The organism is Paenibacillus chibensis (assembly GCF_004001045.1).
Classification (GTDB): Bacteria; Bacillota; Bacilli; order Paenibacillales; family Paenibacillaceae; genus Paenibacillus_AQ; species Paenibacillus_AQ chibensis.
This window is the reverse complement of record NZ_BIMK01000004.1, coordinates 23,444-48,573: the sequence shown is the minus strand read 5'-3', so window position 1 is coordinate 48,573 and position 25,130 is coordinate 23,444. Positions and strand designations below refer to the sequence as shown.

General features: G+C 52.1%; 20 protein-coding genes. All 20 read right to left on the bottom strand.

The features are described 5' to 3' along the window. The 20 genes from yycI to PCH05_RS03985 all read right to left on the bottom strand — a co-directional run bounded on the left by yycI (window position 1) and on the right by PCH05_RS03985 (window position 24,511). Window positions 1-798, bottom strand: a complete 798-nt coding sequence (gene yycI, locus PCH05_RS04080; protein WP_127600944.1) for a two-component system regulatory protein YycI — start codon at window positions 796-798, stop codon at window positions 1-3. A gap of 111 nt (window positions 799-909) precedes the next feature. Further along, window positions 910-2,190, bottom strand: coding sequence for a YycH family regulatory protein (locus tag PCH05_RS04075; protein ID WP_127600941.1), 1,281 nt, complete (start codon window positions 2,188-2,190; stop codon window positions 910-912). Continuing rightward, the gene (gene walK, locus PCH05_RS04070) at window positions 2,187-3,935 is read right to left on the bottom strand and encodes a cell wall metabolism sensor histidine kinase WalK (protein ID WP_371860513.1); all 1,749 of its coding nucleotides are present in this window, start codon (window positions 3,933-3,935) and stop codon (window positions 2,187-2,189) included. The genes PCH05_RS04075 and walK overlap by 4 nt, the downstream gene beginning before the upstream one ends. A gap of 75 nt (window positions 3,936-4,010) precedes the next feature. Further along, window positions 4,011-4,742 carry a response regulator YycF gene (gene yycF / locus PCH05_RS04065; RefSeq protein WP_127600937.1) on the bottom strand — a complete coding sequence of 244 codons (732 nt, stop codon included), beginning with the start codon at window positions 4,740-4,742 and terminating at the stop codon, window positions 4,011-4,013. Between the two features lie 203 nt (window positions 4,743-4,945). Then, window positions 4,946-6,499, bottom strand: coding sequence for a peptidoglycan DD-metalloendopeptidase family protein (locus PCH05_RS04060; protein ID WP_127600935.1), 1,554 nt, complete (start codon window positions 6,497-6,499; stop codon window positions 4,946-4,948). A gap of 308 nt (window positions 6,500-6,807) precedes the next feature. Next, window positions 6,808-7,584 (bottom strand): hypothetical protein, encoded by a 777-nt coding sequence (locus PCH05_RS04055; RefSeq protein ID WP_127600933.1) that lies wholly within the window; start codon window positions 7,582-7,584, stop codon window positions 6,808-6,810. Window positions 7,585-7,861: 277 nt separating this feature from the next. Beyond that, entirely contained in the window at window positions 7,862-9,145 is a 1,284-nt protein-coding gene (locus PCH05_RS04050) for an adenylosuccinate synthase (protein WP_127600931.1), read from the bottom strand. A gap of 320 nt (window positions 9,146-9,465) precedes the next feature. After that, window positions 9,466-10,827, bottom strand: a complete 1,362-nt coding sequence (dnaB, locus tag PCH05_RS04045; protein ID WP_127600929.1) for a replicative DNA helicase — start codon at window positions 10,825-10,827, stop codon at window positions 9,466-9,468. Between the two features lies 1 nt (window position 10,828). After that, window positions 10,829-11,272: a 50S ribosomal protein L9 gene (rplI, locus tag PCH05_RS04040; RefSeq protein WP_127600927.1), complete on the bottom strand. Its 444-nt coding sequence runs from the start codon at window positions 11,270-11,272 to the stop codon at window positions 10,829-10,831. Next, window positions 11,269-13,284, bottom strand: a complete 2,016-nt coding sequence (locus PCH05_RS04035) for a DHH family phosphoesterase (protein WP_127600925.1) — start codon at window positions 13,282-13,284, stop codon at window positions 11,269-11,271. Before PCH05_RS04035 ends, rplI begins: the two co-directional genes overlap by 4 nt. Before the next feature lie 10 nt (window positions 13,285-13,294). Then, window positions 13,295-14,206: a DUF2232 domain-containing protein gene (locus PCH05_RS04030; RefSeq protein WP_246049350.1), complete on the bottom strand. Its 912-nt coding sequence runs from the start codon at window positions 14,204-14,206 to the stop codon at window positions 13,295-13,297. Between the two features lie 11 nt (window positions 14,207-14,217). Further along, window positions 14,218-14,520, bottom strand: a complete 303-nt coding sequence (locus tag PCH05_RS04025) for a MazG-like family protein (protein WP_127600923.1) — start codon at window positions 14,518-14,520, stop codon at window positions 14,218-14,220. A gap of 233 nt (window positions 14,521-14,753) precedes the next feature. After that, window positions 14,754-15,188: a CBS domain-containing protein gene (locus tag PCH05_RS04020; RefSeq protein WP_127600921.1), complete on the bottom strand. Its 435-nt coding sequence runs from the start codon at window positions 15,186-15,188 to the stop codon at window positions 14,754-14,756. 152 nt (window positions 15,189-15,340) lie between these two features. Continuing rightward, a complete protein-coding gene (locus PCH05_RS04015) occupies window positions 15,341-16,351 on the bottom strand; it encodes an LCP family protein (RefSeq protein WP_127600919.1) in 1,011 nt (336 codons plus the stop codon). 457 nt (window positions 16,352-16,808) lie between these two features. Next, window positions 16,809-18,383, bottom strand: a complete 1,575-nt coding sequence (locus tag PCH05_RS04010; RefSeq protein ID WP_127600917.1) for an MFS transporter — start codon at window positions 18,381-18,383, stop codon at window positions 16,809-16,811. A 330-nt stretch (window positions 18,384-18,713) separates the two neighbouring features. After that, window positions 18,714-19,718 (bottom strand): ABC transporter ATP-binding protein, encoded by a 1,005-nt coding sequence (locus tag PCH05_RS04005; protein ID WP_127600915.1) that lies wholly within the window; start codon window positions 19,716-19,718, stop codon window positions 18,714-18,716. Beyond that, entirely contained in the window at window positions 19,711-20,730 is a 1,020-nt protein-coding gene (locus tag PCH05_RS04000; protein ID WP_127600913.1) for an ABC transporter ATP-binding protein, read from the bottom strand. Before PCH05_RS04000 ends, PCH05_RS04005 begins: the two co-directional genes overlap by 8 nt. Beyond that, entirely contained in the window at window positions 20,697-21,683 is a 987-nt protein-coding gene (locus PCH05_RS03995) for an ABC transporter permease (RefSeq protein WP_127600911.1), read from the bottom strand. The genes PCH05_RS04000 and PCH05_RS03995 overlap by 34 nt, the downstream gene beginning before the upstream one ends. Beyond that, on the bottom strand, window positions 21,683-22,651 hold the full coding sequence (locus PCH05_RS03990) for an ABC transporter permease (protein WP_127600910.1): 969 nt from the start codon (window positions 22,649-22,651) through the stop codon (window positions 21,683-21,685). Before PCH05_RS03990 ends, PCH05_RS03995 begins: the two co-directional genes overlap by 1 nt. A gap of 120 nt (window positions 22,652-22,771) precedes the next feature. Continuing rightward, a complete protein-coding gene (locus tag PCH05_RS03985; RefSeq protein WP_127600908.1) occupies window positions 22,772-24,511 on the bottom strand; it encodes a peptide-binding protein in 1,740 nt (579 codons plus the stop codon). Between the last annotated feature and the right edge of the window lie 619 nt (window positions 24,512-25,130).

Here is a 25,130-nt window from a genome sequence, read left to right as displayed (position 1 = left end):
CTACTCCCTTTCTTTCTCGGTCTTCGGACTGCTTACCGTCACGTCCCCGCTGATGCCTTGAACGTAATACATCTCTCCGCTCTCCAGCGTGAACCGCCACGAAGGCGCGGCAACCTGGCTCTCCGAATTGTAGACCTGCCCGTAATATCCGAGCTGGATGTCCTTGATACTGGAACCCGGCGGCAAATGCCGCTCCACCAGCGTTTTCAGCGCATTGCTGGCCGGCATCATTTTCTGATTCTCGTCATCTCCGGAAGCGGAGATCTCAATTCCGGACTGCCGGTAGGCGATGATCCGCTGCTCGCTGTAATACAGCTCCAGCTGGTCGTTAAAGAGCGGCCATTTCTGGTCCACCAGCGCATGCATGACGAAGCGCCCGGCTGCGCCGGCCTCTTTGACCCGCTCCATTTCGCTTTTGCTCATATATTCGCTCGCCAGCGGATCGTACCGGTAGTTTCCGATCTCCGGAATCTCCCCTTTCAAGGCGCTCACCAATTCTTTGTCCCTGAAAATGAGCTGGCTCTCGATCGGTTCCTTCAGGGTCACCTGATCGCCGATGCTCTCACCGCTCTGATATTGATACGTAATCTTGGGCAGCTGCGGCGTCATGCTCGGAATCTGGCACAGCAGCTGGATGGTTTTTTCCTTCATCACCTTCTGCGTGCTCTCCGATAAGGAGGCAAAATCCAGACTGGTGTCCGCCTGCTCGCGCACATCAGCCCACAGCTGATAGCCAAGCACGAGATTCAGCAGCAAAAAAGCGTAGATCAGCACATTTTTGGCTCTTCCCCAATCCATTCATTCGCCTCCTTTATTTATTCTTGACGATGACCGCCGCATCCACGGATTGGATCTCCAATCGCGATTGCTGCCGCAGCTTTCCCTTGTTACGCTTAACATTTTACATTCTTAGCGAATCGTACGGATTTGTCCGTTTGCCAGCTTCACAGCCCAGACCGGCGTCAGCTTCAGCCCCTTCGACTCCAGCTCCGGCAAATATGCCGGGTAGAGGTCCACGATCGGCGACTCCTTGCTGTAAGCCGTTAGCATCGCCTTGAGGTCTTCTCCGGCAGAAAGCTTCTTCATCTGCTTGTTTTGCTGGCCTGTTTTCATATAGATCAGGGACCGTTCATACGTCGACACGTTGCCCTGCTGCAAATCCAGCCTCATCGTGCCGTAATGGAAATTCATCGTGTCGAGAACCGGATACGAGCCGTAATACTGCTGGAATATGATCTGGCTCTGCTCTGCGCCGATACCGGACAAATCCAAACGGTACACGCCGTTCCAGCCGCCATGCTCGTTCACGAAATCCACGGCCGCCAAAATATCCTTGCTGTCGGTGCTTTCCCCGGCCGGCGGAGCCGCAGGATCCGTGTAGCTCATCCACTTCTGCTCCTGCCGCACCTGCAGGCTCCGCTTCGAGTCGGTATAGATTTCCGAGCCGTCCTTCTCCTGGATATAACGCGTAATTCCCGGGTCGAAGAAGAGGCTCTGCTGCATCTGAGCAATCGTATACCAGCCAATCTCCAGATTCGCCTCGACCATGTCCACCGGCTTCTCCGGCAAATAATACGCTCCGTCGCCCTGCATCGCATACGGAATCCAGTTTTTGCCGAAGTCCACATGCTGCTGCACGTCCTGCACGGTCAGGTCAACTTTGCCGGCCTCGTAGACGACATCCCCCTCGGTGCTGAAGAACAGCGCATGCGCCTTCGAGTCGCTTGGCGCGCTGTAAATCCAGATCCGGTTGATCCGCTCGGCTTCAAAGAGCGAATCAGGCTGAATCTGCATGACCCGCTGCAGCAGCGTGACCGGAATGCCGGAGCCGAAGGTCAGCTCGATGCCCGGGTTTTCGTTGCGGATTTTATTCCAATCCATATTCTCTACCGAACGACGCTGGAAGCCTTCGAAGCTGCGCCCTTTCAGACGCGAATAGATAAGCTTATAGAATGTGGAATTCGGATAGAAGACGGTATGCTTGCCTTCCCCCATATGAATCAGCATTTTATCCGGGTACAGCAGGTTCTCCACTTTATCCTGCGGGCCCATGTTATCCGTCTTGATATAGTTGTTCATCGCCTTGGCAGCCGTATCGCTGCCCGGAAGGCGATAGATGAGGTAATAGCTCTGTACCAGGCTGCCCAAGACGAGCAGCAGCAGGAGGAGCGATTTCATCCGTTCCTTCATGTCGCCACCCCCTCATCCTCCGCGAGTGGCAGGGTAAACGTCACTTTGGTGCCCTGCCCGAGCTCGGATTGAATGGAGATCGTACCGCCGTGGGCAAGCACGATCTCCCGGGCAATCGACAGCCCGAGACCGGTGCCGCCCATGCTCCGCGAGCGCGCCTTGTCCACCCGGTAGAAGCGCTCGAAGATGCGATCGAGATCCTTTTTCGGGATCCCGATGCCCGTATCCTGCACGGAGATCGCCAGCAGATTGCCCGGCGCCTCCGCCGCGCCCATGGCGATGCTGCCGCCGGGCTGCGTATATTTCATGGCGTTGGACACCAGGTTGTCCAGCACCTGGTCGATCTGATCCCGGTCGCACAGCGCCTTGCGCAGGCCGGCTTCCACCTTGACCTCGCTCCGGATGTCCTTCTGCTGCATCTGGAAAGCGAACCGGTCCGCCACGTCCTCCAGCATTTCGAGTACATCGGATGGCTGCTTGCGGATCAGGGCTTCCTTGTTATCCAGCCGCGATAGATGCAATAGATCCGTCACGAGCCGGATCATCCGCCCGGTCTCGTTCTGGATCACGCCCACGAAGCGCGACGCCAGCGGCGGGTCGTCGAGCGCTCCGTCATCCAACGCCTCGGTATAGCTCTTAATGGTCGTCAGCGGGGTCCGCAGCTCATGTGACACGTTCGCCACGAACTCGCGCCGCGACGCTTCCAGCTTCTCCTGCTCGGTGACATCCTGCAGCACGGCGATCGTGCCCGTAATGCCGAACTCGCGGCGGTGGATCGGGGTGAACGTCACCCGGATCATATAGGAGAGCTCCGCTTCGTGGCCAATCTGAAGCAGCATCGTCACATACGTGCCCTCCGTGAACGTCTGCGTCTGCTCTTCGCTGAGTCCGAGCACCTCGGCAATGCCGCTGCCGGACAATTCATCCTCGTCCACGCCCAGAATCGCGCCTGCGCGCCGGTTCATGAGGATGATCCGCCCCGCTTCATCGGTGGCGATCACACCGTCACTCATATTCGTGAGAATGGAAGCTAATTTCTCCTTCTCCTCTTCATTGACGAGCAGCGCTTCCCGCAGGCGGGTCGTCATGTAGTTGAACGCCTCGCTCAGCTGGCCGATTTCGTCATTGCCGAAGACGGGCATCTTCTGATCGAAATTCCCCTCGGCCACCGCGGTGGCATGCTTCGTCATTTCCTTGATCGGATGGGTGATCGTATGCGCCAGAATCACGCCGAGAACGGCCGTCAATCCCAGCGCCAGCAGGATCCCCGATATGAAAATATTGTTGACCCGCCCCATCGTCGTATACAGCTCTTTCATCGAGGCGACGATATACACGGCGCCGACGATTTTGCCCTTATTGAGCACAGGCTTGGCTACGACCTTCTTACGGATGTTGTCTTCGTCGATGACGTATTCCTCGTTGTCCTTGCTGCCCTGCAGTGCGCGGCTGACCACGGTCTGCGTGTTCTTGCGGCCCACATAATCCGCATGCGACTGATTGGATGTAATCAGCACCTTGCCGCTCGCATCCAGCACCTGAATCTCCGCGCCGTCCATGTTGAACAGATTCGTGACGATCGCGCCCAGGCTCTCCACGTTGTTTTCACCCGTGTCGGCGGTGCTCTCCAGTTTTTCCGCGGCCAATACGGACAGAAGCTCGGCTCTCTCCTGCAGGTCCTGCGTGAAATTTCGGGTCAGCGAGTTTTTCATGGCGCTCACGAAATAAACACCAATCAGCTGCATAGCGATCAGAATCAGCAGGACGTAAATAATGATCAGCTTCGCCTGAATAGTGCGGAAAAAGGAGATCCACTTCATTTACAGGCCTCCGTTTTTGGGACTGCGCATCACGTACCCGAGACCCCGGCGCGTCAAAATGTATTCCGGCTTGCTCGGGTTCTCCTCAATCTTCTCCCGCAGCCTCCGGATCGTCACGTCCACCGTGCGGACGTCCCCGAAATACTCAAAGCCCCACACCGCCTGCAGCAAATGCTCCCGCGTCATGACTTTGCCGGCGTTCTTCACCAGATAATACACCAGCTCATATTCCCGGTGCGTCAGGTCGAGCGCCTCGCCATCCTTGTACACCATATACATATCCGTATCTATAAAAAGGTCAAAGAGCTGTATGCCCTGCTTCGGCTCCGGTGCCGCCACGGCTGCCGCCTCCGTGCCTGCCGGCTTGGTCTGCCGCCGCATCTGCGCCTTCACCCGCGCGAGCAGCTCGCGCGTGCTGAACGGCTTCGTCACGTAATCGTCGGCACCCAGCTCGAGACCCAGCACCTTGTCGATCTCGCCATCCTTGGCGGTCAGCATAATAATCGGCATATGCAGGCCCTGCGCACGCAGCTCGCGGCACACGTCCATGCCGTCCTTGCCCGGGAGCATCAGATCAAGCAGCATCAGGTCAGGCTGAATGGAACTTGCCATCTCCACCGCGCTGACGCCGTCAAATGTGCAGATGACCTCGTAGCCCTCTTTTTCCAAATTGAATTTTAAAATATCGGCAATGGGCTGTTCATCATCCACCACCAGAATCGTTCCCTGCATCGGCTCTTCACCCCGTTCATCCGAACTTGTACAGTCCTTTTTTCATTTTACCATACCTGGCTTCGCGTCACATCCTGCCAGGGCGCTTTCATGCCGTTTAAATCAGGCTATTTTTTGGAATACAAAAGCACCGCCCCCAAGAAGAGGGGCAGTGCTTATCCATGATATTCGTGTATGAGTGCTGATGCGTGTGATGACTGGTGTTAGTTCAAATATTTCATCGGGTTTTGAATCGAACCTGACTTATGGATTTCAAAATGGAGATGGGTACCGGTGGAACGGCCGGTGCTGCCCATGATGCCGATCTTGTCGCCCTGGTTCACATGCGCCCCTTGATGGGTCGAGATGCTCTTCAAATGCCCGTAAAGCGTTTCGTAGCCATTGCCGTGGCTGATAATGATCGCGTTGCCGTAGCCGTTAATCTGTCCGGTAAAGGTCACCGTGCCGTCATCGGCAGCCTTAATCGTCCGGTTGCTCGATACGATGTCAATGCCCTTATGCGCCCGGCCCCACCGCGAACTGTAGGAGCTGGAGATGCTGGCGCCGCTGACCGGCCAGGCGAATCGGCCCGAGCCTTTGCCGGGCACCTTGGTCCCCTGCAGCACGACTTCCGTGAGCGAGGCTTTGACGACGGTCTGGCCGACCCACTGCTCATCGACGACCTTTCCGTTCTGCTTCGTAACGACATAATTCATGACCTTGAGGCCTTCCTGGCCGGGACGGACCACCTTGCTCTTGCCTGCCGGCAGATCCTTCGACTTGCGAATTTCAATGTCCGGGGCCGTAGCCACCTGTTCGGATACCTTCTCCACCGTTGTCACCGTCAGCGGAGGCTTGGGTACGGTTAACTGGAGCCGGTCACCGATCTGCATGTACTTTTCCTTGATTTGCGGATTGTTCGCAAAAATCTCCTTTTGGGTCAGATGGAACTGGCTGGCGATCGAGCTGATCGTATCGCCTTCTTCCACCGTGTACACCAGCGGGGCATCCTTGCCCGTGATCAGCAGCTTGGCCGCTTCATCCACCGATAGTACCTTGTTCGGATCGGTCTCTACCGGAGCCGAAGTCACGTCCTCTTCGATGCGAACCGATTTGACGGGATTGGCCGCCGTTTGCTGCGGCTTGGCGGTACTGCTGGCCGCAAGCTTCTTGACCGACGCTCCGCTGGTTCCCGTGGCAGCCGCTGTTTGCGGCGCATATTTCTGCTTCACTTTCTCCAACGCAGCGCTGATCGCAGCCTGATCCTTCACGATGCCTACGACTTTGCCGTCCACTTTCAGCTCCACGCCTTCCGCGTATGCCTTCAGCATGCCGCCGAGCTTGGCCATGGTCTGCTCGGTGTCGGGCTCGGCTTTAAAGCCACGCTCCAGCTTCGTCGTAATGCCTTCCGTATGCAGCTCCATCGCCACATCCGGATACTTGTCCTGATATTCCTGCCGTTTCCGGCTATATAGTTGTTCAATCCGATCCGGGTCGTCAATCGTTCCGACTTCTTCTCCATGTATGTATACATGATAGTACGGGACCGTTTGGGCATCGACATATTGATTGCCTGCGAACACGAGACCCGTGATCACCACAGCCGCTCCGGCCGTGCCTACGATCCATCTCCGGGCGGCACTCCATCTCCGCCGTTTCGGCTCGCTGAGGGTAGAAGTGCTCATGCCGTCATGTTCTTCGTGCCCGGAAGCCTGCGCTGCCTCTGTTTGCTCTGCCTGCGTTTCTTCCGTTTGGCGAAAACCATTCAAACCTTTCATAATACTCTCCCTTGTGCTTTGCGTTTCGGGGCTATGGACTTTACAAATCCATAGACAAAAAGGTTAAAATTTTGATACCTTTTTACACCCTTGTCTACTGTAACACAAGGTCAGTTAACAATTCAACTCCGCGCAGTTAGCAAATAAACCCGCTCGGAAAGCGGGTTTCAGGCTATATGCTATCGAATTCGAGACGTTTTCCCGGTGACAAAAAAGATAACAATTCACATGTCGTTCATGCTGCATATTGTAAAATCAGCGTTTATATTCTGCGGAAATGGCTCCCGCTTCTACTTCTACTTCTACTTCTATTTTTGCTCCAGCATTTGCTTCAGCACATTGAATTCCTCGGTCGTCAAATACTTGGAAATGGTCTCCTCCATCGTTTGCAGCTCCTCCGCCGTCAAGCCATCTTCCATGGCGGTCGAAATTTTCTGCAATTCGGACTGCGGCAGCTTCGTCATCAGAATATTAAAAATCTGATCCTTTTCGCTGCTCGTCAGCTCCTGCTTCTTCTGGGCGGCATCATCCGGGCTGATTGTGTCCTGATGATCCGGGGAAGAGCCGTTTTCCGCGGAGGATTCGCCCAGCATACCCTGACCCGTCACCGGCAGCGCGTCGATGGGTGCATCTTCGCCGCTGGTCTTGCTGCTGTCCGCACCGCTGTCCGTACTGCTGCTGCCGCTCGTAGAGCCCGAATCGCCTCCCGTGCTTCCGACGTCCTTGTCTCCGCTCGCGTCCGTGCCGCTCCCCGTCTGATCTGCGCTGCCGCTGGTCATGGACCCCAAGCTGCCGCCTGACGAGTTCGCTCCGGAATCTTCGCGCTCCCCGGCCGTCGTTCCGGATGTCCCGCCATCTGCCTTAGAGTCCTTCTTCGCTTGATCTCCCGAGCCGCTGCCGCCCAAGCCCAGCATGCCTTTCATCATGCCTCCCAGACTGAAGGATTGCCCCTCCAGCGTTATATTAAAACTTGATAGCAGTGACTGCACGTAGCTGTTGACTATCACTCCGGTCGTCAGCAGCGTCAACCCGCAGACCAGGACCACCGTCAGTACCGTCTTGACCAGCCAAACCGTCCATTTCATCCGCCTTTCCTCCTTTATGCCAATCATGCTGGATAAAATGAACCGAAGGACACGCAAGCCTCAACCTCTCCTATTCCCGCATGGACGCTGCGAGATAATAGGAGAAGCCCGCTATTCTTTCGGCCATTTTACTTGGATGATTGCTAGTGATAGAAAATCCGTAAACTCTCTATTATTAGAAGTATTGACGGATGATAGCGGCTTTTAATCCCCGAAATGAAAAAAAGCCCACCCGCCGGAACAGAACTTCCGGTGAGTGGGCGGTTTTCGATATGAATTAGTAGATCGGCAGAAGCTGATTCGTTTGGCTGCGGTTGCGGCCGACGGAGAAGATGGCAATCGGAATGCCAGTCAGCTCGGATACGCGTTTCACGTAATTGCGCGTCGTTTCCGGCAAATCCTCCAGCGTTTTGGCCCCCGTAATATCCTCGTGCCAGCCCGGCATTTCTTCATAGATGGCTTCGCATTCCCCAAGCATCTTCAAGTTCGCCGGATAATGCTGAATAACTTCGCCGCGATATTTGTAGCCTGTGCAAATTTTGACCGTATCCAGACCCGTCAATACGTCGAGCGAGTTCAGCGACAATCCGGTCAAACCGCTGACGCGGCGGGTATGGCGTACCACGACGCTGTCGAACCAGCCGACGCGGCGAGGACGTCCGGTTACCGTACCGTACTCATGGCCTTTTTCGCGAATGTAATCGCCGATTTCGTTGTTCAGCTCGGTCGGGAACGGTCCGTCACCCACGCGAGTGGTGTAGGATTTCGCAACCCCGATGACTTGGTTGATACGCGATGGACCTACGCCGGAACCGTTGCAGACGCCGCCCGCAGACGGGTTTGAGGAGGTTACGTACGGATAGGTGCCTTGGTCGATATCCAGCATCACGCCTTGCGCGCCTTCGAACAGCACTTTTTGATCCGCGTCGATCGCTTCGTTCAGCACGACCGAAGTATCTTTTACATATTTGCGGAGCACTTCCGCGTACTCCAGGTACTGCTTCAGCACTTCTTCAACATCAAGCGGCTCGCCGCCATACACCTGCTGGATCAAGTTGTTCTTCTCTTCCATGAGCGGGCGCAGCTTCTGTTCGAATTCATCCGCATCCATCAGATCGACGATCCGGATGCCGTTACGGGCTGCTTTATCCATATAGCAAGGGCCGATGCCTTTGCGAGTCGTACCGATTTTGTTCTCGCCTTTACGGTCTTCTTCAAGCGCGTCCAGAACCAGATGGTATGGCATGATGACATGCGCGCGATCGCTGATGACCAAGTTGTTCGTTGTAAATCCATTATCATGAATGTAGTTGATTTCATCAATGAGTGCAGCCGGATGAATGACCGTACCGTTACCGATCACGCAAACCTTATCCGAATAAAATACGCCGGATGGAATCAGCGTAAGTTTATATTTTTTACCGTCAATCAGAATGGTATGTCCGGCATTGTTGCCGCCCTGGTAACGGGCTACCACATCGGCGCTCTCCGCGAGAAAGTCCGTGATTTTGCCTTTGCCTTCGTCTCCCCATTGTGTTCCCACAACGACTACTGTTGACATTTTCATTCCCCCGCTTGGTGTTTTACACACCTCATTTTAATAATTCCTATGAATTTTGCTCGAAAATTCAAAGCTCTATACATATATGCAGCAAAGTTTCACTGCCTGCATTAATAATCAATTTCATAATGCCACTGCCATAAAAATTTCAATTTAGATATTTGAAATCATGCTGGATCGGCTTAAAAACTCGATATGATTTATGAAATTGATTCCCAAAGCAGCACTTCCAGTGTAACAGTCCCTATTTTTAAAGTCAAATAAAAAACGAACAATCACACATAAGGGTGTGTGATTGTTCGGAATTGGAACAGCTAGGGTCACATGGCAAATGGCTCCGCATGCGCCCTTTCGTAATTGACGAATTTGTTGAAGTTTTTCAGAAACACCAGCTCGACGGTTCCCACGGGGCCGTTACGCTGCTTGGCAATGATGATTTCGATAATATTCTTCTTCTCCGTCTCCTGATTATAGTAATCGTCGCGGTAGAGGAAGGCTACGATATCGGCATCCTGCTCGATGGAACCGGATTCCCGGAGGTCGGACATCATCGGACGCTTGTCCTGACGCTGCTCCACGCCCCGGCTGAGCTGGGACAGCGCAATGACCGGCACGCTCAGTTCGCGCGCAATTTGCTTCAGCGTACGCGAAATTTCGGATACTTCCTGCTGGCGGTTCTCACCGGCTTTGCCGCGGCCCTGAATGAGCTGCAGGTAGTCGATTACGATCATCCCCAGGCCTTTCTCCTTCTTCAAACGACGGCATTTGGCGCGGATGTCCGCGACCGTAATGCCGGGTGTATCGTCAATATAGATCTCGGATTCGGCCAGCGAGGCAATGCCCATGGTCAGCTTGGCCCAATCGTCATCGGTCTTGAAATCACCCGTCCGCATAATGTTGGCATCGAGGTTGGCTTCCGCGCAGATCATCCGGTTGACCAGCTGAGGCGCGGACATCTCCAGACTGAAGATAGCTACGGTCTCTTTGGCCCGTACGGCCACATTCTGGGCGATGTTCAAAGCGAACGCCGTTTTACCTACGGAAGGCCGCGCCGCCACGATGATCAGGTCGGAACGCTGAAAGCCGTTGGTCATCTTGTCCAAATCCACAAAGCCTGTCGGAATCCCTGTGGTGCTTCCGCTTTGCTGATGCAGGATTTCAACCCGATCGAATACGTCCATCAGCACGTCTCGGATCGCCACGAAGCCGCTGCCGGTCCGCCGATTGGAGATCTCAAGAATCCTCCGTTCGGCATCGCTGAGCATGCCGGATACATCTTCGCCGCCGGTATAGCCTTCGCTGACAATCTGCGTAGCCGTCCGGATCAGGCGCCGCAGCATCGATTTCTCTTCGATGATCTGGGCATAATACTCTACGTTGGCTGCCGTCGGTACGGCGTGGGCCAGCTTCGCAAGATAGCTGACGCCGCCGACATCCTCAAGCTGGCCCTTGTCTTGAAGCCGTGATGTCAGGGTAATCAGGTCGACAGGCTGATTCTCTTCTCCGAGCTGGATCATCGCTTCATAGATCAGCTGATGCGGCGCGTCGTAGAAGTCCTCCGGCTGCACCCGCTCCATCGCGGTGATCATCGCTTCACTCTGGAGGAGAATCGCGCCTAGAACCGCCTGCTCTGCCTCCAGATTCTGCGGGGGAATCCGGTCGAAAAAGAGCTCTCCGCCCATCTTATTCCTCCGTAACCTGAACCTTAAGCGTTGCTTTCACTTCAGGATGCAGCTTTACCGTCATCTGGGTCACGCCCAGGTGACGAATCGGTTCTTCCAATTCGATTTTTCGTTTGTCGACCTTTACGCCCAGCTCCGCAAGCGACTCTGCGATTTGTTTGCTGGTGATTGCCCCGAACAACCGTCCGCCCTCACCGGCTTTAGCTTTCAGCTGCACCATCATATCCTCCAGCTTTTTACCGAGCTGCTGCGCTTCTTCCTTTTCCTGCTCCTTGCGTCTTTGCTCCGCTGCGCTTTGGTTCTCCAGCGTTTTCATATTTCCATCCGTTGCCAGGCGAGCCAAACCGCGCGGCAGCAGAAAATTGCTTGCGTATCCTTCAGAGACCTCTTTCACCTGTCCCTTTTTACCTTGACCTTTAACATCCTTCAAAAAAATCACTTTCATTCGAACAACCCCTCTTTCTCCTCAATTTGCGCAAGAACCTCCAGCAGCTGCTCTTCGGCTTCTTCCACGCTGCCTTTGAGCTGCACGGCCGCATTCGTTAAATGTCCGCCGCCGCCGAGTCTTTCCATGACAACCTGAACGTTCATCCGGCCCAGCGAACGCGCACTGATCCCGATTAGGCCATCCGGCCGTTCGCTGATGACGAACGACGCCACGACGTCGGTCATGTTCAGCAGCGTATCCGCCGCTTGAGCAATCAGCAGCTGCGGGATGACGGTTCCCGGCTCGGTTACTGCAAGAGCGACATGATCATATACCATTTTAGCATGCTTAATGATATCTGACTTTGCCAGATATTCCTGCAGGTCTTCTTTCAGCATCCGCTGAATTTGAATCGTATCGGCTCCGCTGCGGCGCAGGAACCCTGCCGCCTCGAATGTCCGGGAGCCGGTGTGAAGCGCGAAATGCTTCGTATCCACGGCAATGCCCGCCAGCAGCATGGTTGCCTCCATCGGTGTAAGCTGGACTTTCTCATGAATATATTGCAAAAGCTCGGTAACCAGCTCGCAGGCCGAAGAGGCATAAGGTTCCATGTATACCAGCACGGCATCGTTGATAAATTCCTCGCCGCGGCGGTGGTGGTCTACGACGACGATGCGGCTTGCGTTCTGCACCAGCTTCGGCTCCATCGTCATCGAAGCCTTATGCGTATCCACCACGACCAGCAGGCTGTGCGGATTCAGCATCGCGAGCGCCTGCTCCGGCGAGATGAACCGCTCAACCAGCTTTTCATCCTTTTGTACCTGCGCCATCATCCGTTCAATCGACGGATTCGTGCCCGGCAGGACGATATACGCATCCACGTTATAGATTTGCGCTGCCTTCAGCACGCCGATCGAGGCGCCAATCACGTCCATGTCCGGCAAGCGGTGGCCCATGATGAACACCTTGTCGCTTTCCTGGATCAGATCGCGCAGGGCATGCGCAATAACCCGGGCGCGCACGCGGGTACGCTTCTCGACCGCATTGGATTTGCCGCCGTAAAAGGACAAGCGCTGTCCGGCTTTGACGGCCGCCTGATCGCCGCCGCGGCCCAGGGCCATATCCAGCGAGGACTGCGCCAGCTCGCCCAGCTCGCTGATGCTTTCCGGGCCGAAGCCGAGTCCAATGCTCAGCGTCATCGGCACCTTGAGCTCCGCCGTCATTTCGCGAACTTCGTCAAGAATGACAAAACGGCTCTTTTCCAGCTCCTGCAGCGCTTTGTAATTCAGCATCATGAGATACCGGTCCGATGACAGCCGGCGGAGATAAACGTCGTAGTGTCTTGCCCACTCGGTAATTTCTGTCGTGACCTTGGCGATCAGGGACGTGCGCTGCTGGTCATCCATTCCCTGGGCCGCCTCGTCGAGATTATCCATCATGATAATGCCGATCGCCAGCTTCTCCGCCTCGTATTTTTCCTTGAGCACGGCCATTTCGGTCACGTCATACAGATAAATCAGGCGTTCTTCCGTATTCAGCATCAGATGATAATAGAGCTCGCCGATTTTGATCTCCGTCTGAATGATTTTACTTCCGTCCTTATGTCCGTCCTTGTGCCCCTCTTTGTGAGCATCCCGCTTCTCGTTAATAAGGGCCGGCAGCGATGGGAAGAGCTCCTGAAGCGAATCGCCGACCAGCGACTTCTGTCCGAAAATTTTGCATACATAGCGGTTATTCCACTCAACGGCCTTGTCCTCGCCATACAGCACGATTCCGAACGGCAGGGTGTTAATGGCTTCGCCCTCGACCCTTTTGACACGAAAGGACAAGCCGTTGATATACTCGAGCAAATTTTTGCGATACCGCATTTCCGCCTTCAGCAACAGGTAGCAGAGCGCCGCCACCAGAATGAGGCTTATGATTCCGAGCGGCCAATTGTACCGGATCACAATAATGACCAAAAGCAGCATCAGCATAAACGCCCAGACGGTATAATAGCCGTGCCAGCGCTGTTGTAGAAATTTAGGCATGACACCCACCCTAACGTTTTGATTTAGTCATAAATTGACGCAGCGGAAATGCAAGATCCAGTATTCCGATGATCCGCATCGGCGGAAACAGCAGGATCGGAATCGCGAACAGCAGCGGTACAACCGGGTGCCATTTTCTCGTATATCCCAGGTAGTAGAAAAATCCAATGGCTTGAATCATAAAACAAATATGCAGCAGCGGCACCAGGTTCGCAGCAATCATCGTCCAAAAGGAATTGCTCGAATTGTGTGCGAATATTTCAACGATAACCCCGATAAGGTAGTACCATATCAGCGATTTTGGCAGCATCCACTCGCGCGCAGGCTTCAGTTTAGGCACATGGAAGCCGATGCTCTCGATAATCGGACGCGCCAGGGAATGCGTAATGACGGCCATCATGAACGAGCTGATAATCATGGCGAACGGAATCATCTGCATCGTGGCATCGCTTACCTTTTGCATATCCTCCGGCGTCCACGCCATATCATTGACGAGCGGATTGTTCCCGCCCACATCCTTCAGCGGTGACATGGTCATTTTCACGATTTCATGCACGTAACCCGACAGATCGAAATGGAGAAATACGGTGCCAATCAGCAGCAAAAGCAGCATTTCGGCCAAAATCGTGCCTGCCCCGGCCATCAGCGTGCGCAGTGCGGGCGCCTTTTTCTTATAAGCACGCCCCATCACAATCGCCGGAATGATGAAATAGATGCCCAATAACAGATTCACCGGATGGACGATCATCGCGATCAGCCATACCGGAATCACATGCAGCACAAAAGCCCTGAAATTCAGGGTTGCAAAAAGAATCGTGGCGGGCAATATCATAAAAAATACCGTCACGATCGATAAAGGATAAATTAAGGATAGCAGCAGAAGCAGATACACAATGCTCCATACCACTGATGTCCAGCGCATTTTCAATGTCTTCACCTCTTACGCATATGTTCTTCCAGCGCGGAAATATCCTGATACCAGTCCTCAAGCTGGTGGCCTTCCTGTTTATGCTTCTTTAGTTTCTCGATCAAAAGATCATCCAGGTCACGGTACGACATACCAAGCCTGCGAGCCAATATGTAGGAACTCATGATCAAGCTGGCGAGACTATCCCCCACGCGGGTCGTGCTGCCTTCCCATAATGCCTTGAACAGCCTCGATACGTTGTCAACCACTTCGGTTTTTAGCCATTCGATGACTTTCGCGCGCTTGGCTACATCCAAATCTTTTGGCATGTTTGAAGGTCACACTCCCTGAAAAAAGCTTTATTCTCCATTATATCATAAAAAGCTGCCGCTCACGAAAATCTGCCCCGCCGGCCTTCATCCTCTGCCTGCGGCAAAAAGACCTGCAGATACGGTCAAATCAAAAGCAGGTCTTTTATCATTCTATGCCTCTTGGCCCTTCATTAATCGCAGGCAACCGCAAACATTTTCGAGCGTTGGTTAACGTAACACTTCCGGCCTGTTCAGTGGGAATTCAAAGATTCCTTCGATTCTTTGGACACAAAACGTTCGCAATATTCGATAATCTGGCTTCTGCGCACGATGCCGATAAAACGATTCATATCATCCACCACCGGTACAAAGTTCTGCACCTTGGCCAGATTGATCAGATCTTCCATGTTGGCGTCGATGGACACCGGCTTATTATTCACCTTCAGCGGCACATCCTTAAGCAAAAATTTGGATGCACTTTCAAAATTGATTCTGCCGCTCGAATTTTTCATATACCACAGCAGATCGCCTTCGGTTACCGTTCCGGCGTACGTGCCGTCCTTGCTCAGAATCGGTACAGCCGTGTACCTGTGGTATTCCATCCGCTCCAGCGTCTGCCGCAGCGTAGAGTCCATCGTCACCGTGACGACTTCCTGTTTAGGTAGCAGAAAAAACGCTATATTCATGTGGGATTAATCCTCCTCTACCCTTCTTCTTGCTTCCCCTTAGCTTCATACGTATGAAATCCGCGATTGTTTCACGCAGACACAAAATCAGCAGCCGCACCAGTGGCTGCCGATCCTATTATGACGATAAAAGAAACAAGTTCCGTTAACCATTATTTTACTGTATTTTCGTCTGTTTTGTCATCCGGCAGCATCAGCTGATCCGAAGGCGTATTTTGGTTTTTCCAGCTGTCAATGAGCTCCTTGGCCTTCTGTACGTCCTTCTGAATCGGCTCATCATAGTAAATGTCGTCAATTTTCATCCCTTCGCCCATGATCGTATAGCTGGTGATTTGCGCTTCAGAACCGGTCAATACCTGCTTCGCCAAATCAATAATGAACTTCGGCTGCATATCGGTTTGGAAGTTGTCGCCCATAATATCGAGCAGCTCGGGGATTTTGGAAATCTGGTTCAGGTGAAGCATCCGGTTAGCGACCGCGTCCAGGAATACCTGCTGCCGCTTCGTGCGGTTAAAATCGCTGTCTTCCCGGTAGCGTACGTAATTGAGCGCATCCTCGCCGTTATAGATCGGCTGATTCGCTTTTACCGTAAACTTCTCATGGTCGCGGCCTTTGTTCACGATATCCTTCCCGATCGGCAGCTCTACGCCGCCAAGCGCGTTGACCGCATCCTTCAGGCCCTGGAAATTGATCGTCGCGTAATAATCGACCTTGTGATCCAGGAACGCTTCGATCGTATCCTTGGACATCTGCTGACCGCCAAAAGCGTAGGCATGCGTAATTTTATCCTTCTTGCCTTTGCCTACAATCTCAGTATACGTATCCCGCGGAATCGAAATGAGCAGAACCTTGGAATCCTTGGGCCGTACAACCGCATAAATGAGCGTATCCGAACGGGCAGGCTCATCCTTGCGCTGGTCCGAACCGAGCAGCATGACCGAAAAAGGCTTGTTTTCATAGACGACCGGCTCGGCGGGCTTGGTGGGCGTGTTGTCCTTCGACTCCAGCGGCTGGTACGATTTCTGCAGCGAGCTCTCCACCCGCTTGGAAAGAAAGATGTCAAACGCCATGACTGCGAGCTGTTTGCGGAATGCGAATGCGCTTCCGGCCACCAGCAGCAGAATAACAGCGATCGATATATATATTTTTGTTCTCTTTTTCATTCAATGATTCCTTCTTTTATTATAGAATAAAAGTCCTAATTTCTTGAAAAAACGGAGTTCTCTGGCCTCCCTCCTTTATATAAACGGATCATCGAATTTTTGACGCAGCTTCTGGTCTTGGATCCGTTTAGCCATTGTAAAACGACATTAACATTGTAAACGCTAATTTTATAAAAAGAAACCGTATTTCGGTGTCGATTCCGGGAAAAAAGGTTCCTTTGCCGTTAAATATGTGCAGTTTTTCCGCGTATATCCGCCCATAAAATAACCGCACAAAGTGGGCGTTGCTCCGAAGCCCGATAGGAGGGGTCCCATAATTTATACATGGAAGAGAAACAACTGTTTAGCTTTCTTTCATGAAACATTGGCCGCACCTATTTTTCCTGCGGGATATCTGTTGTCTCTCCAAAAAAAGCCCTGCCGAAAGGCAGAGCTTCATCTCCATACCCTTTATACATCAGGCCCGGCTGCCCTTCGGCTTCGACGACTTCTTGCGACGGATCGCACCGAGAATGAGCGCCGAGATCAAGGACAGTGCACTGAAGACTAGCGCAGACCAGAAAAGGCCGTTATATCCTTGCTTCACCGTCACGTGCAGCGCATGCAGCAGCACACGGCGCACACCTTCATCCGGAATGCTGCGAAAGCCCTCGAGCAGGCTGTGAAAGTCGCTGCTGCCGGCGGCTCCGCCTCCAGGCGCAAACTTTTGCATGGCGTCTGCCGGTACCTGAATGCCGCTGTCAGCGAAGCCCTGTTTGATATGGCTGCCGATGTTCATGAACGAGCGAGCCAGGAAGCCTGCAAAAATCGTCGGTGCAATCGCCATCGCCATCTGCCGGGACAGCGAGCTCGTAGCCACCGCAATCCCTTTGTTCTTCTCGCCCGCTTCCTCGGTGACGAGCACATTCACGGGCGCGCCGAGCATGGAACCAAAGCCGATTCCGACAAACACGCCCGCGATGACCATCTGCCATATGCTTTGCACCCAAAGCGCGAAGAGCAAAAATCCGATAATACCCAGACTGCTCGCCAGCGCAATCGTCCAGGTCGGCCCCTTTTTATCCACCAAAAATCCGCCGCCCGCGGCTCCAATGCCTGCAGCAAGCGCCACTGGCGTAAACCAATAGCCTGCCACCGTGCTGGATACGTTCAAATACTGCTCCACGAAGCCCGGAAGGAAGATCACGGACGCCAGAATCGCTCCCGAGAAAAATGCAATGAGCAGCGTCCAGCGGTAGGTGGATTGATGCAGCAGCTGTACTGGTACGACCGGCTCTGTATCGGAATGCTGCAGCCGTTTCTCCATCAAGTAGAATATGACCAGAAGCATGATCGCCGCCAAGAAGAACACGTAGAACTTCCAGGATATCAGGCTTTCGGCCAGGTTCACGCCATCCAGATTCGTGAAGCTGTACATTAGGCTGAGTACCCCGAGAATCAGAACGGAAATACCGCTCCAGTCCATCTTTGCGCGGGAGTGCTCCTGTTTTTCCTTAATGAAGCGTCCGCCCAACAGGAGCAGTATCACCGCAATCGGCACATTGATCAGGAATAGCCAATGCCAGTTCCCCGTGGCACCTAGTATGAAGGAGCCAATATTCGGACCGAGCACCGAGGCGATGCCGTTCATGCCGCCCAGCATCCCCAGCGAGCGCCCGTGGCGTTCCCGCGGAAATGTCGCGAGCACATAGGAGCTGGCAATGATGAATATGCCGCCCCCACCCAGCGCTTGTATCAGCCGCGCAATGAGAAAGAACGTAAAGTTCGGGCTCAGCGCAACGAGCAGTGAACCGACGCCGAATAGGCTCACTTCAATCATAAAGAGCAGCTTTCGTCCATAACGGTCAGACAACTTGCCTGCGATCGGCACGCTGATGGCGAGACCGAGCGTGTACAACGTGATTGTCCACGCCCCCCAGGTCGGACTTACGCCAAAGGAATAGATCAGCGTGGTGAGGGAGGATGTGATGATTCCGTTGTCCAGTGCGGCCATAAATACGCCGATTGCGAAAATGATCAATGATGCCTTCATATTTCTTTGCACGGGATGCCTCTCCTTTACATGAGTACTCCGACCTCAGGCAATCTGCCAGTTCCCTCTTCCCTATGTTCTGTATTGACTTATTTACACAGAATATCCACCAAGGGAGCTCTCATATAATTATACCGCCGGGTCAGTTTTAGATAAAATATATACCTGTTTTGACACATAGTCAACACCTTGATTATTCACGAGTGACTATTTATCCAAAAAAATGCCTACAAAAAACAGCCCTGCGGCCAGAGTTCTGGCACAAGGCTGTTTCATGGCATTTCGTATTTAACTCAACGCTCAGGAGGACCCCAATCCTGCCTGCTAATCTTATTGGAGCTTGCTCAGATCAGAGCCGCCCTCTACGCCGATCGGGAAGTGGCAAGCCACTTCGCGGCCTGGCAGAACCTCTACAAGCTTCGGCTCCACTTGACTGCATTTCTCTTGCGCAAAAGGACAACGCGTGTGGAAACGGCAGCCTGATGGCGGATTTGCCGGTGAAGGCACATCGCCCTGAAGCACGATCCTGTTCCGTTTTTTGGTTGGAGACGGCAACGGAATCGCCGAGAGCAGGGCAGCCGTGTATGGATGCAGCGGGCTGGCATACAGCGACTCAGTTTCACCGACCTCAACCATTTTACCCAGGTACATCACGCCTACGCGGTCGGAAATATGCCGAACGACATTCAGACCGTGCGCGATGAACAAAAAGGTCAGTCCCATTTCTTTTTGCAGTCTCATGAGCAGGTTGATCACCTGCGATTGTACCGATACGTCGAGGGCCGATACAGCTTCGTCCGCCACGATGAATTTCGGTTTCAGCGCGATGGCGCGGGCTATACCGATCCGCTGACGCTGACCGCCGGAAAATTCATGCGGATAACGGTTGCGGCGGGTTGGATCGAGACCAACCATCTTCATGAGTTCCACGACACGTTCATCGATTTCCTTCGCCGACATTTTCGTATGAATTTTGAGCGGCTCACCAATGACGTCCTTCACGAGAAAGCGCGGGTTCAACGAACCGAACGGATCCTGGAAAATGATCTGCATTTCCTCGCGCATTTTGTTCAAATCTCTGTTGCTCAGGCTGTGAACATCACGGCCGTTAATCTTAACCGAACCTTCCGTTGCGCTTTGCAACCGTAGAATTACGCGTCCAAGCGTAGACTTGCCGCAGCCGGATTCGCCTACGAGTCCGAAGGTCTCCCCTTCGCGAATCGTCAGGGATACGTCATCAACGGCTTTAACGTTGCCGACAACACGGTTCAGAAGGCCTTTATGGATCGGGAAATACTTTTTGACGTTATTGACTTCAACCAGATTCTTAGCCATGGATGTGTTCCCCTTTCCCAGCAGCCGCTACCTTCGCCTGATCTTCGTACAACCAGCACTTCGTCTTGTGCTCCGCGCCGATTTGGATATCTCCCGGCTCCACCTGACGGCACTTATCCATCACATGCGGACAGCGCGGGTTAAAGCGGCAGCCCTGCGGAAGGTTGCCCAGGCCAGGAATTGTACCTTTGATCGTGTACAGCTCGCCGCCGCGTTCGCCTTCGAATCCAGGAATGGACTGCAGAAGACCTACGGTATACGGATGGGACGGATTCGCGAAAATTTCTTCCACGGTTCCTTGCTCCACGATCGCACCCGCATACATAACGGCAATATGATCGGCCATTTCAGCTGCTACACCCATATCGTGGGTGATCAGCAAGATGGAAGTTCCGAGTTTTTCCTTCAAATCCTGAAGCAGCTCCAGGATCTGCGCTTGTACCGTTACGTCGAGCGCTGTCGTCGGTTCGTCGGCGATCAAGAGCTCCGGTTTGGCAGCCAAGGCGATCGCGATGACCACGCGCTGGCACATACCGCCGGACAATTGGTTCGGATACTGCTTCGCGCGGATTTCGGGAGAAGGAATACCTACCATTCTCAGAAGCTCGACGGCTTCCTTCCAAGCTTCATCTTTATTTTTGTTTTGGTGAAGACGCAAGCTCTCGGCAATTTGTTCGCCGACGGTGAATACCGGGTTCAGAGCCGACATCGGGTCCTGGAAAATCATCGAAATTTGGTTGCCGCGGATTTCTTTCAGCTCTTCCTGTTTCTTTGCTGCCAGATCCTGGCCTTTAAAGTTGATGTTACCTTCAAGGATTACGCCGCCGGCGTAATCGATCAAACGCATAATAGACAAGGAGGTTACACTTTTACCGCTACCGGACTCGCCGACGAGGCAGAGCGTTTTCCCCTTTTCGATATTAATGGAGATCCGGTCCGTTGCTTTGACAAAACCTTTTTCCGTTAAAAAGCCTGTGGTCAGATTCCGGACTTCGAGAAGTTTTTCCGCCATTTCGCTAACCTCCTCCGGGTATTTTTCTGTCTTGGGTCGAGAGCATCACGGATACCGTCGCCAATGAAGTTAACAGCAAGCACGACAATCAGGATACAAAGACCCGGATAGACCGCTTGCATTGGATTGGTCAGCATGAATTCCTGGGAGTTGCTCAGCATGAGACCCCAGCTTGTTGCCGGCATTTGAATACCGAGACCGAGATAGGAAAGACCCGACTCGGACAGGATCGCTCCGCCAACCATCAGCGTCGCATTGACGATAATCGGGAAGCTGGCATTGCGAAGCAGATGTCTAAAAATAATGCCCGAATGGGAAACGCCGGTGGCTCTGGCAGCTTCAACATACTGCATTTCACGCAGCTGCAGGAACTGTCCCCGTACAAGACGGGCTACGCCGGTCCAGCTCGTTAGAGCCAAGATCAAGATGAGATAAAGTAATTTTGTACCGAATATAGCCATGACAAGGATATTAATGAACAGCGACGGAAGGGAAATCATCACGTCAATTAAACGCATTAACACGGTATCGATCCATCCACCGAAATAGCCGGAAATGGCACCAAGAATTGAACCCAAGAAAACTGCAATAATTGCAACAGAGAAGCCGATCAACAAGGATACTTGGCTGCTGTGTACGAGACGGGAGAAGATATCCCTTCCAAGTTCATCTGTTCCGAGCCAGTGTCCATCGACTCCCGGCTTCAGGTTTGCAGTCATCAAATCAATTTTGGCCGGATCAAACGGAGCAATAAATTTGGCAAAAACGGCCACAAAAATGAAAATCAACAAAACAACGAGACCTGTCATTGCAAAAGGATTGCGGGAAAACTTCTGCCACACGATCTTCCATGGACCCGGCGGTTTACCGGTTGGAGGAAGCGGTGCATTTCCAGTTACAACTGGATCTGTATTTTGAACGTTCGGAGCCGTTGCAGTATTCAAATCACTCATTAAGCTTTGCCTCCTTTACGTCCGAGTTGTACGCGTGGATCTACCAATTTATAAAGAATATCAGCAATCAGGTTGCCCAGGACGACAGCGACGGCGGTAATCATTGTAATAGCCATCAGGACTGTATACTCGCGCGCCAACGCCATATCGACGAACAAGCGTCCCATACCCGGCCAGTTAAACACTTTTTCCGTGAGGGTTGCCCCAGCCACGAGACTTGCCAGATCCATACCTATTACTGTAATAATCGGAATTAGGGCATTTCGCAATGCATGGCGAAAAATCACTTTACGTTCAGGCACGCCTTTTGCGCGTGCAGTTCGGATATAATCCTGCTCCAATACTTCAAGCATACTGGAACGTGAATACTTAACATATCCAGCTAGATTCACAAGAATAAGAACCGTACTAGGCAAAATCAAGTGCATAAATAAATTTCCTAAATCACCGTGCTTTTCCATTGAATACATATCTGAGAGTGGTAGCCAGTCCATCTTAATCGAGAAGAATTCCTGCAAAATAATCCCGAACCAAAAGGCCGGCATGGCAAAACCAAGATAAGTAATAAAGTTTGCCGATTGATCAGATATACCATATTCCCGGGTACTGTTGTAAATTCCCCAAGGAATAGCGATCAACAAGCTTATGACCCAAGAAAACGACATTAGCGCAAGTGTATTTTTCACCGCTGGCCAGATCAAATCGCCTACAGGTGTATTATTCTTAAACGTATTTCCCATATCGCCCTTCAACATATTTTTAAGCCAAATGACGTATTGGGTGGGTACTGGCTTATCCAGGCCCAGATTATGCTTCTGTACTGCTGCTGTCTCTGGAGATAGCCCCGGAGAAATCATCATTTGTGTCGGACCGCCGGGTGCAGCATGCATCAAGCCAAAAGCAGCGATCGAAACCAAAAATATTACCAATATGGATTGCAGCAAGCGGCGGATGAGATATTCAGTCATAATTGATCCTCCTAAAAATTAAACGTGCTCGACACCGTAGACATTCAGAAACGCAAAAAAGGGCGAGGGGAAGTAACCTTCCCCTCTAGCACGATCTGTGCCCCTAAATTGTGACATTTGTTATTTTGCGTCGTCGATCCACCAGTTGATCGCGTGGAAGAAGTAGCCGTAAGCAAGGGATGCTTCTGGTTTGTCTTCTTCAGCAAATTTAACTTTTTTGGACAGCGCTTCAGGCGTACCGTATTGGTACATGAAGATGTATGGCAGGTCTGTCGAAAGAATTTTAGCTGCTTCTTTGTAGACTTCAGCACGTTTGGCTTGGTCTACAACGGAAGTACCTTGTTGCCAGATCTTATCAAGTTCTGGGTTGTTGTACCAAACGTTGTTTTGGCCAGTTGGCGGAGTGAACTTGGAACCGAAGATCGTTTCTTGGTCCGGATCCGGATTGTTCAGGGACCAGCCGATCAGAACGGCTTCGAATTTACCTGGGTTCAGGTTTTGGTCGATCCAAGCAGCGAAGTCAAGAGCCTTAGGCTTCACTTCGATACCAACGTCTTTCAGGTTTTGCTGAATAACAGCAGATACTTGCTCACGACGGCTGTTACCGGCGTTGTATTGCAGTTCGAAGGAGAAACGGTGTCCGTCTTTTGTCAGGATGCCGTCTTTACCAGCTACCCATCCATCTTCAGCAAGGAGTTCCTTTGCTTTCTCAGGATTGTAGTCGTAGTGAGTAGCGGCTTCCTTCGGATCAGCCCAAGATCCTGGCAGGAACGGAGCGTCCATAACGGTACCGATACCTTTCAGAACGTTGTCGATCATGCCTTGACGGTTGAGGGCATAAGCCATCGCTTGTCTTGTTTTGGCACTGGACCAAGGAATCCATTTGTCCTTGAAGTTGTCAGCCTTATGGTTCAGACCGAGGTATTCGTATTGTGGTCCTGGTTCCGAGCTAACGGCCAGGTTGTCTTTGGATTTCAGAACGTCCAGCTGCGTTACAGGAACACCGGATACGAGATCGATGTCGCCTTTGATCAGAGCTTGAACTTCTGTATTTTGGTCAGCATAGATTTTGTATACGACCTTTTGGATGTGAGGCTTAGGACCCCAGTAATCCGCATTGGCTTCGAATGTCAGATATTCGTTCTTCTTCCACTCTGTCCATTTCCAAGGACCGCTTGTAACGGTTTGGGCAGGGTCAGCGCCGTATGCGAATTTTTGCATTTCTTCAGGCTTAACGTCCTTCAGAACGTGCTGTGGAATCAGTTCCATAGCCAGAACGTACTGGAACGGAGCGTAGATTTCTTTCAAAGTGATTTTAACCGTGTGGTCGTCGACTTTGTCGACTTTGGTCACTTTGTCGAAACCTGTGATTGCAGGGGAACCTGCTTTAGGATCACGGATCGTATTGATCGTGAAGAGGATGTCGTCCGCAGTGATCGGCTGGCCGTCACTCCATTTGACGTTGTCTTTCAGTTTAACTGTGTATTCCAGACCATTTTCGGAGATCGTCATTGGCTCGGCAGCCAGGGACCAAGGCTCAACAGCCACTTTACCGGAACGGTCGATATCGAACAATTTAGCGTACAGCCACTGCTCAGCGTCACCGGATGCTGTATCTTGTACATAGATCGGGTTCACGCTTACGATGTCGGATGTGCTGCCGAAAGTCAGCGTACCGCCGTCTTTAGGAGCGCCAGCAGCTGGTTCTTCAGTCTTGCCCTCATCCGTTTTCGTTGTGTCTTCTTTCTTAGGCTCGTCTTTCGGAGACTCTGCAGTTTTGGAATCGCCGCAGCCTACAAACAGTGCACTGACAACAGACAATGATACCATTAACGACAACCATTTTTTCTTACTTGCCATTTACCATATTCCTCCCCTTTGAGAATAAAAATGATGGATACTTGCAGTAGCTGCATAAAGCATCCCAAGACCTTGCTAATAGTCCAAACGAATCTTGTCCGCCTGCCTATTAGGGACTTTTACACCTGTGTTGAATTCGTTCTACTGACCCCCGAATTACGTGTGAGACAATTCCCCCTCTTGGTTTCAACAAAGTTAAAACAAGACGACGGCACAACAGGTGAAGCAATATATTAAAAAAATTAATATATCCAAATGTTAGGAAAAACCAGCTCCGGAATTGCACCGATCAGACATCGCTGAAATTGTGAACGCACCGGACAAATTTACGCGGACCTAATAACGCAATAAAGCATTAATGCTTTAAATGACCATCGGTCAATTGAAATCAACAAAAGTCACCATTGACCTATTGGTTAAAAATTCCTACATAAATTTAATGTAAATGATACGTGTAAATTTATATCACGTCAATATTTTTTTTAGGCACTTTGGATTATTTTTTTTTAATGATCCAAAACTAGCGCCAGTAAAGGGTTTGTTGTGAAAAAGGTGTCCATTTCCCGTCGAATTTTAATGTTAAAAGCAGAGGATGCCTGAACTGGAAATGGTGTTTCGG